Raw genomic sequence first — 18,736 nt, 5'->3', positions numbered from 1 at the left:
GCTCATTTAAGTTTATTAACTTGCTTACCCGATTTTAAGACCGGTCTGGGCCCGTTCCGCCGCCAGAATAGTATTGCACAACAGCATGGTGATGGTCATAGGCCCAACCCCTCCCGGAACGGGTGTAATAAAACCCGCAACTTCCTTGACGGTGTCGTAATCGACATCACCGCAGAGTTTCCCATCCGGCAATCGGTTGATACCGACATCAATGACGACAGCACCGGGTTTTACCATCCCGGCGGTAACCATACGCGGCTTCCCGGTCGCTACAACCAGAATATCCGCATTTTTGGTAAATTGCTGCAAATTGCGTGTTTTTGAAGTGCAAATAGTCACCGTAGCGCCTTGTTCCAGCAACATGAATGCCATTGGCTTACCCACAATGTTGCTGCGCCCGATCACCACCGCATGTTGTCCTTCAATCGGAATCCGGTTTCTTTCCAGCATTACCATCACGCCGTACGGCGTGCAAGGAGAAAAAATGGTATTGCCGGTAACCAATGCGCCGACGTTATACAGATGAAAACCATCGACATCTTTTTCAACGGCGATGGATGCGATGACGCGGTTATTCTCAAAATGAGCGGGCAACGGTAGCTGAACCAGAATGCCATGAATGTGCGGATTCTGATTGAGTACCTGAATACAATTCAATACTTCATCCTGTTCCGCATGCTGCGGAAAACTATGTACTTCGGAATAAATACCAATATCGCTGCAAGCTTTAACTTTATTTCTGACATACAGACTGGATGCCGCATTGTCTCCCACAATAATGACTGCCAACCCTGGCTTGATGCCCAGTTGAATCAGTTTTTCCGCGCGCGCTTTCCATTCAGTCCGCACCAATTCGGCCAATTTCTTTCCATCGATAATCTGAGCACTCATTTTTACACCAGCAGCCGGTTGATCAATCTACGTGAATTGCTATACACCGAACAGTTAGAACATCTTGATTCCACGAGCAGGACTAGCTCGCTTGCTTCGCTTTCTTGATTTTTGTGCGATAGATGAAAATACCGATTAAAAATACCGGAATGACAAAAATTGCCGCAGCAATAAGCCCGCTCGCAAGTATCGCAATCGTGGTATTTCCCGGCATGAATAAGGTAACAAACCAAATCACCAAAAAGGCAATTCCCAAACCACCGTATAACATAATCTTTCTGCCGCGATCGTACAAGCGCCAGAATGCGCCGGATACTTGCGTATCATCCACGTAATGATCAAACACTTCCACCAGACTGTTATCACCGGGCTCAGATTCATAACCGATAGCGACCGCCAGTGCATTGTGATCTTCTTCAATTTTGGACATTTTCCTGAGAAACTCAATACGCTTGTCCACTTTCTGCTTGGGCATGCGCTCTTGCACGAGAAATTCCGCTAGAGCCGCGAACGCCAATTCACGCGCATCATCAGCGCTTCCTAAGTTTTCCGCGAGCTTCCACATGACACCAAACAAATAAAGTTGAACTGTCATATCCCTGAATTCAGGCGCAAAGTCGTAACCCTTGCTCTTAATAAGCTCAAGTTGCGTAGCCTTGACTTCTTTGGCATGCGCAATACAGGCTTCCATGATTGAAACATCAGGACCTGTCTTATCTGCACCCTCTAATTCTGCAGTAGTCTTATCAGAAGCAGCTTTCTTCTTTGTCATTTTGAAACCCCATGCTTTTTTATTTTAATCAGAATATTGATGCGCATTATATACTGGCTGAGGGAATCAGGAAAAAGATCATTCCGGTTTCGTGGCTTTTATGCCATGAAACCGCATCGGATGATTTCGTTGGTACGACGTTTTACTAATGTGGAATAGCTGATAAAACAATGCACTGCGGTGGGTTGATTGTTAGCGCGCGTGAAGATTAAGACGTTGCCAGATAGCGGATGTCAAGTTGGCGGAGTTCAACGTATAAAAGTGCAATCCGGGTGCACCGGCTTGCAATAGCTGTTCACATAAACCAGTGACAACATCCAATCCAAAAGCGTGAATCGATTCACTGTCGTCGCCATAACCTTCGAGTTTCTTACGAATCCAACGTGGAATCTCTGCGCCGCAAGTGTCCGAGAATCTGACCAGTTGTGAAAATTTATTGATCGGCATGATGCCGGGAACAACCGGAATATTCAAACCGGCTGCCTCGCATAACTCAACAAAATGAAAATAAGCGTCGGCGTTATAGAAATATTGCGTAATCGCCGAACTGGCGCCCATTTCAATTTTACGTTTGAAATTATCAAAATCCGCTTGCGCAGACCGCGCCTGTGGATGATATTCCGGGTAAGCTGCTACCTCGATATGGAAAGAAGATCCGTATTCCTGCCGGATAAAAGCTACCAGTTCGCTGGCGTAACGAAACTCGCCGGCTTGCGCCATTCCAGACGGCAAGTCACCGCGCAACGCGACAATATGGCGGATTCGCGCTTCGTAATACTTTTCCAAAATGGCACGAATGTTATGTTGCGTTGAGCCGATACAAGAAAGATGCGGTGCAACGACATGCCCTTCCGCTTGAATTTCCAGCACGGTCTCGAGCGTCCGCTCGCGCGTCGAACCTCCCGCACCAAAGGTTACCGAAAAGAACTTGGGATTGAATCGTGCCAGCTGCTGGCGCGTCAACCGGAGTTTCTCAACACCTTCGGGAGTTTGCGGTGGAAAAAGTTCAAAGCTGAAAGTAGGAGGAAATTTTTTTTGTGATTCCATTTTTGCAAGCTCTATGGATACAGAATTAGCACGACTGCTGTCGTAACTACGTAGATATAATCATTATTTTCTTACTGAAAGAACCAGCAGAGCAGATGCAAATTCATGCGCCAGCTCTTCCAGTAAAAAAGAAGGACGATTAATACCGGTACATTTCTGGCTTGAATGGACCGTTTTTGCTCAATCCCAGGTAGTTAGCCTGTTCATCGGTCAATTCAGTGAGTTTCACACCCAATTTTCCGATGTGCAAACGCGCCACTTTTTCATCCAAGTGTTTAGGCAATACATAAACATTTTTCTGATAATTTGCACCGTTCTGCCATAGCTCCATTTGCGCCAATACTTGATTGGTAAACGAGCTGGACATCACGAAAGAAGGGTGGCCGGTCGCACATCCCAGATTCACCAGCCTGCCTTGTGCCAACACGATGATACGGCGGCCGGTAGGGAATATGACGTGATCCACTTGCGGTTTGATATTTTCCCATTGGTATTTTTGAATGGATGCGATATCAATTTCCGAATCAAAGTGACCAATATTGCAAATGATCGCCTGATCCTTCATTTTCAGCATGTGATCATGCGTGATGACGCGCAGATTACCGGTTGCGGTAACAAAGATATCCGCCTGACTGCATGCATCGTCCATCGTTACTACGCGATACCCTTCCATCGCAGCTTGCAGCGCGCAAATCGGATCAATTTCAGTGATCCAGACAGTCGCTCCCAAACCTCGCAATGATTGTGCGCAGCCTTTGCCGACATCACCATATCCGCAAACCACAGCAATTTTGCCGGCAATCATGACGTCCGTGGCACGTTTGATACCATCAACCAAAGATTCCCTGCAACCGTACAAATTATCAAACTTCGATTTTGTGACGGAGTCATTCACGTTGAAAGCGGGAAACGGCAGTTCGCCATTTTTCTGCATTTCATATAAACGATGCACACCGGTCGTGGTTTCTTCTGTTACACCGCGTATCCTGGCCAGATTGGTTGAGTACCAATTGGGTTCGGTTGCCAATTTCTTTTTGATCGATGCAAATAATGCGGTTTCTTCCTCGTTGCCTGGATTCGCAATAACCGCAGGATTTTTCTCAGCTTTTGTACCCAGAATCAGCAATAACGTCGCATCCCCGCCATCATCCAGAATCATATTGGCGCCGACCGATTGACCGGCAGCCGTCCATTCAAAAATCTTGTGCGCGTATTCCCAGTAATCTTCAAGCGACTCGCCCTTATAGGCGAATACCGGAATATTTCTGGCAGCAATCGCAGCAGCTGCATGATCCTGAGTGGAAAATATATTGCAGGAAGCCCAGCGCACTTCGGCACCCAGCGCTACCAGTGTTTCGATCAATACCGCCGTTTGAATCGTCATATGCAAAGAACCGGCAACCCTGGCACCTGCCAGTGGCTTTTGGTTTGCATATTCCTTACGTAATGCCATTAAACCCGGCATCTCCGTTTCAGCGATCGCGATTTCTTTACGTCCCCATTCTGCCAATGCAATATCAGCAACCTTATAGTCAGTAAAGAAACTACCATCGGAATTAAGCACAGCGTTCATAATAATCATCTCCTCAATTTATGAACGAGCGCCGTTGTGACAAATACCCGCCTATGCTGAGCCTCGCGGAACCAACCGCTGCAGCGCTCCTCACCATAGGGGAAAACCAATTAAAGGTTATTAGTGTCGGCAAAGATTACAGAAAATTTAGAGACCGGCATCAGCACGTAATTGCGCGGCCTTATCCGTAGCTTCCCAGGTAAACTCAGGAAGTTCACGTCCAAAGTGCCCATAAGCAGCTGTCTTGGCATAGATAGGACGTAACAAGTTAAGCGCATGAATGATACCGCGTGGACGCAAATCAAAATGCTTTTCGATGAGTTGAACAATTTTTTCATCGGCAATTTTACCCGTACCGAATGTATTGACCATCAATGAAACAGGTCGTGCAACACCAATGGCATATGCCACCTGCACTTCGCACCTACTGGCAATTCCAGCCGCCACGATATTTTTAGCCACATAACGTCCAGCATAGGTGGCGGATCGATCTACCTTGGATGGATCTTTGCCGGAAAAAGCACCGCCGCCATGATGCGCTGCACCACCATAGCTATCGACAATGATCTTACGTCCGGTCAAGCCGCAATCACCCATCGGACCACCTACCACAAAACGCCCGGTGGGGTTCACCAGATATTGAATACGGTTACTGATCATCGAAGCAGGTAATACCGGTTTAATGACTTCTTCAATAACCGCTTCGCTCAAAGCGGAATGTGAAATATCCGGATCGTGCTGCGTGGAAATCACCACTGTCTCGATTTGCTGCGGCTTACCGTTCTGATAACGCACTGAAACTTGTGATTTGGCATCAGGGCGCAGCCAAGGCAATTGGCCTTTTTTTCTCAATTCGGCTTGCCGTTCAACCAAACGATGCGCATAAAAAATGGGCATGGGCATTAATTGTGGTGTTTCGTCGCAAGCGTAACCAAACATGAGGCCTTGATCGCCCGCTCCTTGCTCCATTTCTTCCTCTTTGGAACGATTAACACCTTGGGCGATATCCGGCGATTGTTTGTTGAATGCAGTCAATACAGCGCATGTAGTCGAATCGAAGCCGATATTTGAACTGGTATAACCGATATTTTTAACCGTTTCACGCGCAATGATATTGTAATCGACCGATGCATGGGTTGTTATCTCGCCTGATAATACAATCAACCCGGTACTGCACAACGTTTCGCACGCAACCCGCGCGTTAGGATCTTGACTCAGAATTGCATCCAATACAGCATCAGAAATCTGATCGGCAACCTTGTCAGGGTGTCCTTCAGAAACAGACTCAGAAGTAAAAAGATATTCACTCATAATTTAACCAATAAAATAATGATAAGTTTTAAGTATAGCGGATTGTGTCTTTGAAAATAGAACTCTGTCAATTTCGACAATGCTATTGTGACGGAAGAATTGAGCTATGCATCATGGAAATAGACGGTGATTAGCTGATCTATTTCATAGTGCTGTCAATAACAACGTGCTTTATGCTTATATGTATTTTATGGACAAATCGACAATTCAATTGCTTTTCGAAAATGAGTTCTCTATTCAATCCAGTTTACACATCAACATAATCAGCCTAGTAGCGTGTATTACCCGTTCGCACCCGTTAGCTGTAAGAAATTCTAACCCAATTTGTTAAAAATATCGAATAAGGGACGGTAGCGAAGCGAAGAAGTGTTTTTTCTTATCGAAAAAGTGTTGTTAGAAATAATTTTATGAGAACATGCTATGGGAAGGTTAGGTTGTGTCAAACGCATTGATTTTTGTCCACTGGAAACTCTGAGAATCTCAAGTTAATGAACCATCAATTCATGGAAGTTACATTTACTCGTATCACTCAGTCCATTACGCCTATCGCAATCTGCTTCTCACGAACCACCCGGCTGCAGGCGCTCACGGCTGCGGGGATGGTATTGCTGCTGTGCAGCCACACCGCATGGGCCGCTGCATTTGGTAAGCTGATACAACCTTTCGGCAGCTATGGCTTCACCGCGGACGACAATATGTTACGTATACGTGATGGCATGAATCCTGTGCCGTTGCTTGGCACGAGTAACCTTTTTGATATCTCCCACCGTTTTACCGGCGGTGTGATGTTTGAGAAAGAGGTCGGGCGGCAACGCTTGAATGCGAATTTAAACTGGTCGCATACCCGCTTTGAGAAATTCGATCAGATGAATAATAACCTGAAGAATTTCAGTGGCAGCTGGCATTGGTTTCTTGGCAATCGCCTGGAAGGTAATATGGGTGCCAGTTATGTGCAGTCACTGGCGCCGTTTTTGTTTCAACCGGGTGTTAAAAATGTGAGAACCGAGCAAACCGAGTTTTTTAACGCCAGCTGGAGTCTCCATCCACGCTGGCGTTTGAATGGCGCTTACACCCGCTACGATCTCAATTCAAACAGTCCCAACTTGCGCTTTCTTAACCGTATTGAAGATCGCTTCGAAGGCGGAATCGATTTTGTGACATCGGGCAGAAATACCATCGGCGTGCTGTTTCGCGGCACCATCGGTGATTTTCCGGTTCGTGTCCTGGCAGCCGATGGTTCATTAACAGACAATAGCTATCATCAGAAAGAGGCATTGGCAAAAATCAACTGGGCCGTAACCGCTAAATCGAATCTTTACGGAACGGGCGGATGGGTAGAGCGTACCAATGCAAGTTTCCCCGTACGTGACTTTAACGGATTTAATGCCCGCCTAATCTATAGCTGGCAACTCACCGACCGGGTTGGATTATCGGTGAGCGGTTGGCGCGAGACCGCTGCACTGCAAATGCTTACCGCTAGCTTCAGCCTTAACACCGGGGGCAGTTTTATACCGTATTGGGATATCACACAAAAAGTGAAACTCCAAGGAGATTTTTCCTATCAGGATCTGAAGTTTGATAACTTTTCAATCTTTACCGATTCCTTCGCACCGATCGGCACGCACAATACGCTTCGCAATGCCGCGGTAAAACTCATATACGCCCCCTACCCTGGTTTGCAGCTGATGGCTTCGGTTTATCACAATGATTTACAAACCAATAACAGATTGGGCGGATTTAACGCCAATGGCGCCAATATCAATCTGCAATACACGTACGGAAAACGATGACAGTTAACGATTTACCGATAGTAGCCTTTTTCAAGCATCTGCTCGATCCTTTTATCATCTGGAGCATGCTGATACTGACCGCTTGGTTGTACGATGAAGATTTCACCAGTTACTACCTGGTGCTGGTCATCATTACCTTTTTCGTTTCCACCTACATTTACGAGCGCATTCTCATTTACCGCAATTGGCGCAAGGGGCGTTTGTTTGCTTATATGCGCGATACGGTGGTGGGTTGGCTGATGATTATCACTATCCTGGTGTTTCTGGGGTATGCCACCAAATTTCACAACCAATTTTCTCCGCAAGTGCTGCTGACTTGGTTCATCGTCACGCCGTTGATGCTGATTGCGAGCCACATTACGGTGCGAAGCATTATCAACAATCTGTACAACAAGGGTAAATTGCGTTCGGCGATTGTGATCGGGGCGAATGAAAACAGTCTGGCGTTCATTCGTCACATTGCCGAGCTGCCCTTTTTGCTGATCAGTTATCAGGGTTTCTTCGATGAGCGCAACAGTTCACGCATCGCCGCCGGCAACTTCGGCTCCCAGTCCGATGAGCCGGATGATCCCTCGTCCGCCGTTGCCATCACCAGACCGGACGATTTCGGTTCGCGTTTGGGGGGATTGGACGATGTCGTGCCTTATATCAAGAAACATAATACCGAGATGGTGTTCATCAGTCTGCCGATGTCGTCGCAGCCGCGCATTCAGAAATTGATGGATGAGTTGCCGGATACCACGTCGTCGATCTATTTTCTGCCCGATATTTATATCTTCGATTTGATGCAGGCGCGTTTCGAGTACATCGGCGATACGCCGGTCGTGGCCATGAACGAGTCGCCTTTCATCGGTGTCGACGGGGTGGTGAAAAGTATCAGTGACTTTATATTGGCTGTGCTGATCATTATTTTGCTATCACCCATCATGGCGTGTATTGCCTTGGCGGTGAAAGTCACGTCGCCCGGCCCGGTGATCTTCAAGCAGCGCCGCTATGGTTTGAATGGGGAGGAAATCATCGTGTATAAGTTCCGCTCGATGACGGTGACCGAGGATGGCGCCACGATTCAACAGGCGAAACAGAACGATCAGCGTCTGACCAAAATCGGCGGCTTCCTGCGCCGCACGTCGTTGGATGAGTTACCGCAGTTCTTTAATGTGCTGGAAGGCAAAATGAGTATCGTCGGCCCGCGTCCGCACGCAGTGGCGCATAATGAGCTCTACCGCAAGTTAATCAAGGGTTATATGCTGCGCCATATGGCCAAACCCGGCATCACCGGCTGGGCCCAGGTCAACGGCTGGCGCGGTGAAACCGATGTGCTGGAAAAAATGAAAGCCCGCATCGAACACGATCTCTACTACCTCAAAAATTGGTCCATCTGGCTCGACCTCTGGATCATCTTCAAAACCGTCTTGGTCGTCTTCAAAAAAGATAATGCTTACTAGGGCCTGTTAACGCTATTTGATATAATTTGGTGATGGAAATCACCGAAACTCAATATCAACAGATCGAGCACTGCCTGCCGCGTCAGCGTGGCAACGTCAGCCATTCCAATCTGCAAGTTCTCAATGCCATTCTTTACGTTGCCGAGCATGGCTGCAAGTGGCGAGGACTGCCCAAGCGATTCGGCAACTGGCATACCATCTATACCCGCATGAATCGCTGGGCAAAGAGTGGTGTACTGAGCCATGTATTTGGGCAACTTCAGCATCAGCAAATCATCCGTATCCGTATTGAAACTGTTTCGCTGGACAGCACCAGCATCAAAGTCCATCCCGACGGTACGGGTGCGTTAAAAAAAACGGCCCCCAATCCATCGGAAAATCTCGAGGTGGATGGACCACCAAAATTCATCTGGTTGCCGCAGATTCCAGAACAACCATAGGCTTTGCCCTCTCGCCCGGTCACGCCCACGATGCGCCAGAGGGCAGGCAGCTTTTGCTTTCCCTCGGTCCCGTCAATACGCCCACCTACCTGCTGATGGATCGTGCTTATGAGGGCGACCAAACCCGGCAACTGGCACTAGATTTGGGTTACATCCCGGTTGTTCCGCCCAAAGCAAATCGCTTGTCACCCTGGGAATACAACCGTGCCATGTACAAAAAACGCAACGAGATCGAACGATTGTTCAGAAGGCTCAAGGGATTTCGCCGCATCTTCTCCAGGTTCGATAAGCTCGATGTCGTCTTCATCTCCTTTATCCACTTCGCTCTCATCGTCGAAGCAATCAGATTGTGTTAACAGGCCCTAGCATCAATCGTTGGGTTAATCGCTAACCGATAATATGCCGCAGCCAGCGGCTGATATCCGCAATTTCTGCTTCGCATACACTATGCGCCATGGGATATTCATGCCATTCGAGCGGATAACCGGTTGCCAGCAATTTATCGCGAGACGCCGCAGCATGTGAGAGTGGTATTACCGGATCGTAAATGCCATGCGCCATGAATACCGGTGTCGTTGCATTCGCGTCACAGGCTTCCACTGCGAGAGTCTCCGCGAGCGGCAAATAACATGACAAGGCGATGATGCCAGCCAGCGGATTGTTTTGACGCAATCCGGTCTGCAATGCCATTGCGCCGCCTTGCGAGAACCCGGCGAGAAAGATGTGACCGGAAGGAATACCACGCTGCATCTCTCTTTCAATCAAAGCATCCAACGCTTGTTGCGAATCCCGGATACCGGATTGATCCTCAGGGTCGTTAAAGTCTGCGCGATAAATATCGTACCAGGCGCGCATCACATAACCATTATTAATCGTGACCGGACGCTCCGGCGCATGCGGAAAAATAAATCGAATCGACGCGCCGGACGGCAGCGTCAGTTCATCGATGATAGGCACGAAATCATTACCGTCAGCGCCCAGACCGTGCAGCCACACGATGGCATACGCCGGTGAGCCGCCGGTTTCAATTTCCACAGCGGGTAATAAATCAATGGCTTTTTTCATCGGTGAAAAAATACCCATTCACATTGCATTGACATAAAAAACCGATCAGATAAAATTCCGCAACTCAACGAATTCACCATAAAGGAAGTTATGAAACGCAGGGATTTTATAAAATTAATCGGCACAAGTGTACTCTCTTTCCCTGCTTCATCCTTAATGGCTAAGCAACTGCTCTCATCGGACTTCAGCAACTGGACCAGTTACCGCCTCAGTTATCAGATCGATCTTCCGGCCAAAGGCAATACAGCCCGTTTATGGCTCCCGCTTCCCGACACCAATGATTCCGCATTTCAATTCACGCAAGGCAGTAACTGGAGCGGCAATGCCAGCAAAGCATCATTTTCCACCCTTGGCGCGAATCCCTTCCCGGCATTCAAAGCGGAGTGGCAGGGTAAACCCAAAAGCGGTCAACGCCATGTCAGTGTCAGTTGCATCGTAAAAACCTCTCATCATTCCTTTGATCTGGCGCATTATCCCGCCATCAAGAATTCAGCGTTACCTAATAGCATCAAGCATTATATTAACCCGACCCATTTAAAGCCGACCAATGGCATCGTGCGTGATACCGTTCATGCCATTTTGAAAGAAAAGCATGCCGAAACGACCGTGCAACAAGCAAAAGCAATCTATGATTGGGTAATCGATAATGCGCAATATGATGAAAATACACGTGGACGCGGTCAAGGCGATGTCAGAACCATGCTCGAGAAAAATGAACTCAACGGAAAATGCGTTGACTTGAACTCATTATTTGTCGCACTGGCCAGAGCAGCCAATATTCCCGCGCGTAATCAATACGGTATCCGTATCAATGAATCAAGCCTGCACGATTCCATCGGACAGTATGGCGACATCAGTCAAGCGCAGCACTGCCGCGCGGAATTCTTTCTGGCCGGGCACGGCTGGATACCGGTAAACCCATCCGATGTGCGGCAAGTATCCAAACTGGAAAAACTGCCGCTGGACGATGCAAAAATCATGCAATTAAGAGAAAAATTCTTCGGCACCTGGGAGATGAATTGGTTGACGTTCAACCACGCCGAAGATCTGGCGCTGAATCCTGGTAATGCCGCCAGCAAATTGCCTTTCTTCATGTATCCGCAAGCGGAAATTGACGGAAAACTCTTGGATAGTCTGGATCACGAGAACTTTTCCTATAAAATCACTTCAGCCGAACTCGTCGGTACCGGCGCCAAGTTTTAGCACCATGGCTATTTATTAACAATCGGTAAAGACTGCAAGAATCTCAACGGAATAAAAAATAGAAGCCTCGCAATCAGCGGCCACTCAAACACTTTTGATCACGCCATCTTCCAGCTCCACCACCCGGTCCGCGATGTCCAGGATGCGATAATCATGTGTGACCAAAAGAATCGCAGTTTGCGATTCTTTGGCTAATCGCTTCAGCAGACTGACCGCTTCATAACCGCTTTGCTTATCCAGCGATGCGGTCGGCTCATCGGCCAGGATGATTTTTGGCTGCCCTACTAATGCACGTGCGATAGAAACACGTTGCAGCTGCCCGCCTGAAAGCTGTCCCGGTTTGTAATCAAGCCGGTCACCCAACCCCACTGCGATTAGCGCTTCCGCGGAGCGGCCGCGTCTTTGCTGCTCTGTCAGTGTATTGCTCATTTCCAAAGTCATGCTGACGTTCTGCAATGCCGTGAGTGATTTGAGCAAATTATGCTGTTGAAAAATATAGCCGATCTGCTGCCGGGCTTTGACTCTAATCTGCTCGCTGCTGTTGATGAGTTGTTGATCGAGGACTTTCACGCTACCGTGAAAAGCCTGGCGCAGACCGCCGATAATAGTCAGAAAAGTTGTTTTGCCGGAACCGGAAGGCCCGGTAATCAATACGATTTCACCTTTGCGGATGGCTAGGGTGATGTCTTTTAGCACCGGTTGCGTTAACTCGCCGCTGCCAAAACTGAAATTCAAGTGCTCGACATCAATGACTGTAGACATCAGAACATATCCGCCGGATTGGTATCTTTCAACTTGCGGATGGCCAGCAGCCCGGCCATGACACACATGGAAAGAATAAACAGAAACACCGTGATCATCTTGCTCCACAGCATCGGCATCGGCATATACATTTGCGATTCAGCCAGATGATACAGTCCCACAGAAAGCAAATAACCGGGAATAAACCCTAGCACTGCCAGAAAAAAAGCCGAAGCAAACACCAGGCGGACAAAATAGCCGTGCTCATAACCCATGGCTTTGAGTGTCGCGAATTCGTTGCGATGATTGGCGATGTCGGTAAACAAAATCTGGTAGACAATCACCAGACCGACCACCCATCCCATCACCGTGCCGAAACCGAAAATAAACCCGATCGGCGCGGTATTGGCCCAATAATCCTTCTCGTATTTCAGCAATTCTTCATAGGTAAAAATATTGATGAATTCGTTCAGTTCGCTCTTAAGCTCCGCTTTAACCTGTTTGGCCGATGCGCCGGGATGGAGTTTGATGACACCCATATCGATATCACCGTGATTTCTCCTGGGAAAAATGCGCATGAAATTCAGATCGCTGGTGATAACATTGCCATCGGCGGCGAACGACACACCCATGCGGAATAACCCCATGACGTTCACTTTATAATCGTTAATTTCCGTCACATTCCGGTCCACCTCGAGCAATTGGCGCATGGGGCCGAATTCTGGACGGGAGTACTCGTCAAACAGCACGGTATCCTTGAGCCGCAATTCTTCCCGTTTGTTTTTGACCTCGTCAACATTGAAGATCATCGAATCTGGATCGAAACCGTAAACCATCAATGTACGCTTGACATGAGTTTTAATGTTTTTGAACGGCGCCAAACCCAGATACAGCGGATAAGCTTCCACCACCGCCGGATTTCCCAGAACACGCATCAATTCGCTGCGCTTGAACTGGATCGGCCGCCACATCGCCTCGCTTTGTTTGTGCATCAAAAATAAATCGCCGCTCAATTTGACCGGTGCGGAAGCTGCACTGGCGTACAAGGAATCCTTGAAGCCCAATTGCATGAATACCAGAACGCAAGCGAACAATACCCCGCACATCGCAGCCACTAATTTGCTTCGATCAAAAATGAGCTGACGCCACGCCAGGCGTGCGGGAAAGTAAAACCAGGTCAGCTTATTCATTACATCATCCGCTATGGCGTGATCCGTACCTTAACCTGGCGGAAAATCTGGTGCCGCAAATCCGCCACAGCTTCCGCTTCAAGCGTCAGGCGCACTTCGATAATGCGATTGTCCCGGTCGGCTAAGGGATCGGTATCGTTCAAATCGTTTTTCCGCACCAGAAATCCCAATTCCCTCACCTGCGCCTGATAGGGCCGTTTGAAACCCACGGCATGAATACATCCGGATTGCCCCGTCTTGATCCGCAGCAAATCCGATTCATAAACCTCCGCGACGACATCCAGCTCGGTCAAATCCGCCATTTCCAGCATTCCCTTATCGCCAATCCGTTCTCCTGGGCGGGCAAAAATTTTTAATAGGGTACCGTTAATGGGCGCAACAATCTGCGTATTGCTCAGTTCCGCTGCGTTTATTTTCAGCTCGGATTGCGCTTGAGTAATCTCGGCCGACAAGCGCTTCAGATTGATTCCGGATTGCTCAAGCGCTAACCGTTTGGCATCGGCCAGCGAAATACTGGTAGCGGAGCTATGTTCCAACGATTGGTAGCGCGAGTATTCCCGTTTATTGAACGCGAGCGCAGCTTGTTCCACAGCCCGCTGCGCTTCCAGCACCTTGATGCGCGCTTTGGCGGCATCCACCTGCGCCTTTTTCTTGAGATGATCGGACAAAATGGCTAATGTATCGCCCGCTTTAACTTGATCGGTTTCTTGAAAAAAGAGCTGTTCAACACGCGCACCTTCGGGGCCGGCGTTATGGGAAATTTTAATCACCCGGGAGCGCGGTTCAATGCGTCCCAGTGCACCAATACCCAGCTTCGCATCAAGCGAACATCCCGCCTCAGCCAGCGCATAGGAGCTACATAGGATTACGCTGATAACAGCAAAAATAGAACAACTTACTTTAACGTACATAGATAGAGTTTTTTATTTTGATCCATTCATTCAAAAACCTGATTGTTGCATTTTTCATACCACTCCAAGTCCAAACGGGCATCGCGATGCCGCACAAATTAAGATTATGCATGAATGGACACGAAACCGTCATACGCATCTCCTAACCACAGGATAACTTCGACTCTTACCGGCGATTTCATGTACGCAATTTATCCGGCAAACGGGTGGATTCAATAAAGATGACAATACCGGAATAGAGACAATTTCTTGACAGATATATCAGCGGTCAGGTATGTTTCGCGCTCACATTTCAGGTGCCTTCAAGGTTTCGTTCTTGAAGGTTAAACGGGAAGCTGGTGCGTTTCAGTCGAATGCAACAAAGCCAGCACTGCCCCCGCAACGGTAAATGAGTTAACCATCTGCAACATGTCACTGTGTCATCACACGGGAAGACGCAGATGTGGAATCGCTTCCACTCATCAGTCCGGAGACCGGCCCGAAATGAATATTTCTACGGTATTGCGGCGGGCAATCAGTGGCATGTTGACCGGTTTTCATTGCACCGACCGGCTCTTCTGTCCATTCCAATTTCCCTTCGCATTCCATAACCATTGATGACGCGCGGGTGTGCGCGAAGGGATCAAATCATGCAAAAATGCCGTCTAGCGGCAATGGCCGTGCTGTGGCCTGGCGCGGCAATGAATGCGTTTGCCACGGATGTGGATCATCAGGAGAAACCGGTGATTGTCACGGCAACGCGAACGGCGCAAACCGCCGATGCTTCACTGGCCTCGGTCACGGTGATTACCCGCAAGGATATTGAGCGTCAGCAAGCGCGTTCGATTCAGGATTTATTTCGCGGTGTGCCGGGAATGAGCGTCTCAAACAATGGCGGCGCCGGTAAAAGCACCGCGGTATTTATGCGCGGCAGCGAATCCGATCATGTGCTGGTCATGATCGACAATATCAAAGTCGGCTCCGCTACATCGGGCACAACCGCTTTTGAGAACATTCCGGTCGATCAGATTGAGCGCATTGAAATCGTGCGCGGCCCGCGTTCCAGCTTATACGGCTCCGAAGCCATTGGCGGCGTGATTCATATTATTACACGCAAAGGCAGCGGCACCGGATTTAAGCCGAATTTCAATTTCGGCGGCGGCAGTTACGGCACGTTGGAAGGCGCCACAGGATTCGCATACGGCGGCAAGCAAGGCTGGTTAAATATGACCGCCAGCGGTATCGGTACGCGCGGATTTAATGCCTGTACCGGTTCCATCGATGCCGGTTGCTTTGTCGATTCATCCGACCCCACGTTATACGACAGAGATGGTTATCGCAATGTCGCAGGCAGTGCACGTGCGGGATACCGTTTCGACAACGGCCTGGAAATCGATGGCAATTTTATGCAATCTTCCGGCAAAACCCAGTTTGACGGTAGTTTTGTCAATAAAGGGATTGTGATGCAACAAGTTTTTGGCGGAACGGCGCGCTATTCACTCATGGATTTCTGGCGCATCAACTTGATCGGCGGCAGTAGCCGCGAAGATTCGGATAATTTTCTCAACACCCTATTCCAAAGCCGCTTTAACACGACACGCGATACCATTTCGGTATTGAACGATTTCACGATAAACCCCAATCACTTATTGACCATCGGCATGGATTATCAGAAAGATCACATCAATAGCACCGAAGCTTTCACCGTGAATTCGCGCACCAATTGGGGTGTTTTCGCGCAGCATCAGGCCACTGTCGCAAAACATAATTTTCAGCTCTCGCTGCGGCATGATGACAACCAGCAATTCGGCAGTTGGGTGACCGGCGGCACCGGCTGGGGTTATTCGCTCACCGATAATGTCCGCCTGCTGGCCAATTTCGGCAGCGCATTTAAAGCACCGACATTCAATGAATTGTATTTTCCCGGCTTCAGCAATCCGCATCTGCGTCCGGAAGATTCGCGCAGTTTTGAGTTCGGCACGCGCGGCAAAACAGATTGGGGCAGTTGGTCGCTGAATATCTATGAAAATCACATCTATCACTTGATCGCTTACGATGCCAGCATCTTCGCTCCCGCTAACGTCGATCAGGCGCGTATTCGCGGTTTTGAAGGCATACTCAGTGCGCAAATCAAAGGCTGGCAATTCAATACCAACCTGACCCTGATGGATCCCGAAAATCGATCATCCGGGGTAAATCGCGGTAATATACTGCCACGGCGCGCCGCGGAATCATTCCGGCTGGACGCCGACCGGCAATTCGGCCAGTACCGGCTGGGCGCGATGTTACTGGTCGAAGGCGAACGCTATGACGATCTATCCAACACCCGCAAATTGGACAGTTACGTAAAATTCGATCTGCGTGCCGAATATAATCTGAGTAAACATTGGCGCTTGCAGGGGCGGATTGAAAATTTATTTAATGAGCACTACCAAACCGCTGCATTCTACAATCAGCCAGGGCGGAATTTCTTTGCCATGGTACGTTATCAACCCTAACTAGGAGTAAAACATGCTGACTTTATCCACTCGCCATCAAATCGCTATTGGCTTGCTACTGGCAGTTTTAATGATGCTCACCCGCAGTCATCATTTTGCCACGATGCATAACCTCGCTGACGCTTCCTGGGCGGTCTTCTTTCTGGCCGGCATTTATCTGCGTTCCGCATGGCCGTTGCTGGGATTCTTTGCCTTGGGCTGGGGATTGGATGTTGCCGCCACCACTTGGGGCGGTGTCAGTGATTTTTGCATGACACCGGCCTATTTCTTCTTACTACCGGCTTATGCGTCGTTATGGCTCGCCGGACGCTGGTACGCCAAGCGGCACCAATTCGCTTGGAACACCGTTCTGCCGCTTTCCGCCAGCATCGTAGCTGGTTTAACGCTGTGTGAATTATTTTCCGGTGGCGGGTTCTACTTTTTCTCCGGTCGCATTGCCGAAACCAGTTTCGCTGAATTCGTTACACAACTGATCAAATACTTCCCGCTTTATATCGAGACCTTCGTATTTTATGCCGGTATCGCCGCCGTGATTCACGTACTGTTTACATTGATTGCGCAGCAACTCAATCCACGCAACACTTCGGCAGGATAATGGCATGACCGATTCCGGACGCGCAGAGCGCTACCGCACGCGCATGCAGCACAAAAAAGAAGTCATCGACGCGGCGATTGCGCGTGCCGACCGCGAGCAAGGCTTATTGCTGATTCTCACCGGTAATGGCAAAGGCAAGTCTAGCTCGGCCTTCGGTATGATGGCACGGGCACTGGGGCACGGCATGCGCGTCGGTGTGGCACAATTCATCAAAGGCCGTTCGGATACCGGTGAAGAAGCCTTCTTTCGCAAACAACCGAATGTCACTTGGCATGTTCTCGGCGAAGGTTTCACCTGGGATACGCAAAACCTGGAACGCGACACGGAAACAGCCCGCCGCGGCTGGGCGGTGGTGCAAACCATGTTGAGCGACCCGGCATTTGATTTGATCATCCTCGACGAATTAACGTATCCGATCAAATTCGGCTGGTTGGATCTGGATACTGTTCTAAATGACCTGAAAAACCGCCCGGCCATGCAGCATGTCGTGATTACCGGGCGCGGCGCACCCGAGGCATTGTGCGAAGCGGCGGATACCGTCACTGAAATGACCGACGTCAAGCACGCCTTTCGCGCCGGTATTCAGGCTCAGAAAGGAATCGATCTGTAGCACCATGCGTAATAATCATTGCTTCAGTGATAGCGAACGTGCCGCCATCTATCGCGTGATCGCCGAACGCCGTGACATGCGGCATTTTCTTCCCGATCCGGTTGATCCTCTCATATTGAAACGCCTGCTCGCCGCCGCCCACCAGGCACCGAGTGTCGGCTTGATGCAGCCTTGGCGGTTTATCCGTATCACCGATCCCCAGTTGCGCAGTACTATCGCAACCATGGTGGAAGAAGAACGGCACCGCACCGCCGCTGCATTGGCGGAACGCAGCGACGAATTCATGCGTTTGAAAGTCGCCGGTATTCTGGAATGCGGAGAACTGCTGGTCGTCGCATTGAGTGACCGGCGCGAGCAACACATTTTTGGCCGCCGTACTTTACCCGAAATGGATCTGGCGTCTGTCGCCTGTGCCATCCAGAATTTTTGGCTGGCTGCACGCGCCGAAGGATTAGGCATGGGTTGGGTGTCATTGTTCGATCCCATGCAGCTGGCTGAATTACTCGACATGCCTTCCGGTAGTAAGCCGGTTGCTATTTTATGTCTGGGCCATGTCGACGCTTTTTATCCCGCGCCGATGCTGAAGCTACAAGGTTGGGCGGAAGAACGTCCACTGCAGGAATTGCTTTTTCACAATCACTGGAACAACTCGGCGGTGCCACCGGAATGACTATT

At 49.2% G+C, this 18,736-nt stretch carries 17 protein-coding genes and 2 riboswitches; of the genes, 8 read left to right on the top strand and 9 right to left on the bottom strand.

Annotated elements, in window-relative coordinates:
- Positions 1-24 precede the first annotated feature (24 nt).
- The 5 genes from folD to metK all read right to left on the bottom strand — a co-directional run bounded on the left by folD (position 25) and on the right by metK (position 5,594).
- A complete protein-coding gene (gene folD, locus R2103_RS06370; RefSeq protein ID WP_317530648.1) occupies positions 25-891 on the bottom strand; it encodes a bifunctional methylenetetrahydrofolate dehydrogenase/methenyltetrahydrofolate cyclohydrolase FolD in 867 nt (288 codons plus the stop codon).
- Positions 892-973: 82 nt separating this feature from the next.
- Entirely contained in the window at positions 974-1,663 is a 690-nt protein-coding gene (locus R2103_RS06365) for a hypothetical protein (protein ID WP_317530647.1), read from the bottom strand.
- 192 nt (positions 1,664-1,855) lie between these two features.
- A complete protein-coding gene (metF, locus tag R2103_RS06360) occupies positions 1,856-2,710 on the bottom strand; it encodes a methylenetetrahydrofolate reductase [NAD(P)H] (protein WP_317530646.1) in 855 nt (284 codons plus the stop codon).
- Between the two features lie 139 nt (positions 2,711-2,849).
- Positions 2,850-4,283, bottom strand: coding sequence for an adenosylhomocysteinase (gene ahcY, locus R2103_RS06355; protein WP_317530645.1), 1,434 nt, complete (start codon positions 4,281-4,283; stop codon positions 2,850-2,852).
- 19 nt (positions 4,284-4,302) lie between these two features.
- Positions 4,303-4,381, bottom strand: a riboswitch (S-adenosyl-L-homocysteine riboswitch).
- 49 nt (positions 4,382-4,430) lie between these two features.
- A complete protein-coding gene (gene metK / locus R2103_RS06350; RefSeq protein ID WP_317530644.1) occupies positions 4,431-5,594 on the bottom strand; it encodes a methionine adenosyltransferase in 1,164 nt (387 codons plus the stop codon).
- A gap of 503 nt (positions 5,595-6,097) precedes the next feature.
- On the opposite strand from metK, the gene epsL reads away from it, so the two are divergent.
- The 3 genes from epsL (at position 6,098) to R2103_RS06335 (ending at position 9,625) form a co-directional block, all read left to right on the top strand.
- Positions 6,098-7,384, top strand: coding sequence for an XrtB/PEP-CTERM-associated polysaccharide biosynthesis outer membrane protein EpsL (epsL, locus tag R2103_RS06345; RefSeq protein WP_317530445.1), 1,287 nt, complete (start codon positions 6,098-6,100; stop codon positions 7,382-7,384).
- Positions 7,381-8,829, top strand: a complete 1,449-nt coding sequence (locus R2103_RS06340; RefSeq protein WP_317530444.1) for an undecaprenyl-phosphate glucose phosphotransferase — start codon at positions 7,381-7,383, stop codon at positions 8,827-8,829. The genes epsL and R2103_RS06340 overlap by 4 nt, the downstream gene beginning before the upstream one ends.
- A 32-nt stretch (positions 8,830-8,861) precedes the next feature.
- Positions 8,862-9,625, top strand: a protein-coding gene (locus tag R2103_RS06335; RefSeq protein WP_317529838.1) for an IS5 family transposase whose coding sequence is annotated in 2 segments (ribosomal slippage) — positions 8,862-9,177 and positions 9,177-9,625 — 765 coding nt in all. Because the reading frame shifts where the segments join, the coding sequence is not laid out codon by codon here.
- Positions 9,626-9,656: 31 nt separating this feature from the next.
- On the opposite strand, the gene R2103_RS06330 is transcribed toward R2103_RS06335, so the two are convergent.
- Positions 9,657-10,352, bottom strand: coding sequence for a dienelactone hydrolase family protein (locus tag R2103_RS06330; RefSeq protein WP_317530643.1), 696 nt, complete (start codon positions 10,350-10,352; stop codon positions 9,657-9,659).
- Positions 10,353-10,490: 138 nt separating this feature from the next.
- Between R2103_RS06330 and R2103_RS06325 the strand changes: the two genes are divergently transcribed.
- Positions 10,491-11,537 carry a transglutaminase domain-containing protein gene (locus R2103_RS06325; protein WP_317530642.1) on the top strand — a complete coding sequence of 349 codons (1,047 nt, stop codon included), beginning with the start codon at positions 10,491-10,493 and terminating at the stop codon, positions 11,535-11,537.
- Positions 11,538-11,621: 84 nt separating this feature from the next.
- Here the strand turns inward: R2103_RS06325 and R2103_RS06320 are convergent, their stop codons facing one another.
- The 3 genes from R2103_RS06320 to R2103_RS06310 are packed head-to-tail and all read right to left on the bottom strand — an operon-like array spanning position 11,622 to position 14,238.
- The gene (locus tag R2103_RS06320; protein WP_317530641.1) at positions 11,622-12,299 is read right to left on the bottom strand and encodes an ATP-binding cassette domain-containing protein; all 678 of its coding nucleotides are present in this window, start codon (positions 12,297-12,299) and stop codon (positions 11,622-11,624) included.
- A complete protein-coding gene (devC, locus tag R2103_RS06315; protein WP_317530640.1) occupies positions 12,299-13,468 on the bottom strand; it encodes an ABC transporter permease DevC in 1,170 nt (389 codons plus the stop codon). Before devC ends, R2103_RS06320 begins: the two co-directional genes overlap by 1 nt.
- Before the next feature lie 11 nt (positions 13,469-13,479).
- Positions 13,480-14,238: an efflux RND transporter periplasmic adaptor subunit gene (locus R2103_RS06310; RefSeq protein ID WP_317530639.1), complete on the bottom strand. Its 759-nt coding sequence runs from the start codon at positions 14,236-14,238 to the stop codon at positions 13,480-13,482.
- Positions 14,239-14,656: 418 nt separating this feature from the next.
- Positions 14,657-14,876: riboswitch (cobalamin riboswitch) on the top strand.
- Between the two features lie 132 nt (positions 14,877-15,008).
- Here R2103_RS06310 and btuB point away from each other — a divergent pair.
- The 4 genes from btuB to bluB are packed head-to-tail and all read left to right on the top strand — an operon-like array spanning position 15,009 to position 18,731.
- Positions 15,009-16,856, top strand: coding sequence for a TonB-dependent vitamin B12 receptor (btuB, locus tag R2103_RS06305; RefSeq protein WP_317530638.1), 1,848 nt, complete (start codon positions 15,009-15,011; stop codon positions 16,854-16,856).
- A 13-nt stretch (positions 16,857-16,869) separates the two neighbouring features.
- Entirely contained in the window at positions 16,870-17,451 is a 582-nt protein-coding gene (locus R2103_RS06300) for a hypothetical protein (RefSeq protein WP_317530637.1), read from the top strand.
- A gap of 4 nt (positions 17,452-17,455) precedes the next feature.
- Complete coding sequence (cobO, locus tag R2103_RS06295; RefSeq protein WP_317530636.1) at positions 17,456-18,061, top strand: cob(I)yrinic acid a,c-diamide adenosyltransferase; 606 nt, start codon at positions 17,456-17,458, stop codon at positions 18,059-18,061.
- A gap of 4 nt (positions 18,062-18,065) precedes the next feature.
- Positions 18,066-18,731, top strand: coding sequence for a 5,6-dimethylbenzimidazole synthase (gene bluB / locus R2103_RS06290; protein ID WP_317530635.1), 666 nt, complete (start codon positions 18,066-18,068; stop codon positions 18,729-18,731).
- The last annotated feature ends 5 nt before the right edge of the window (positions 18,732-18,736 follow it).

This window comes from Nitrosomonas sp. Is24, assembly GCF_033063335.1.
In the GTDB taxonomy this organism is placed as follows: Bacteria; Pseudomonadota; Gammaproteobacteria; order Burkholderiales; family Nitrosomonadaceae; genus Nitrosomonas.
The sequence above is the reverse complement of the archived record's forward strand: the minus strand, read 5'-3'. Positions and strand labels throughout refer to the sequence as shown.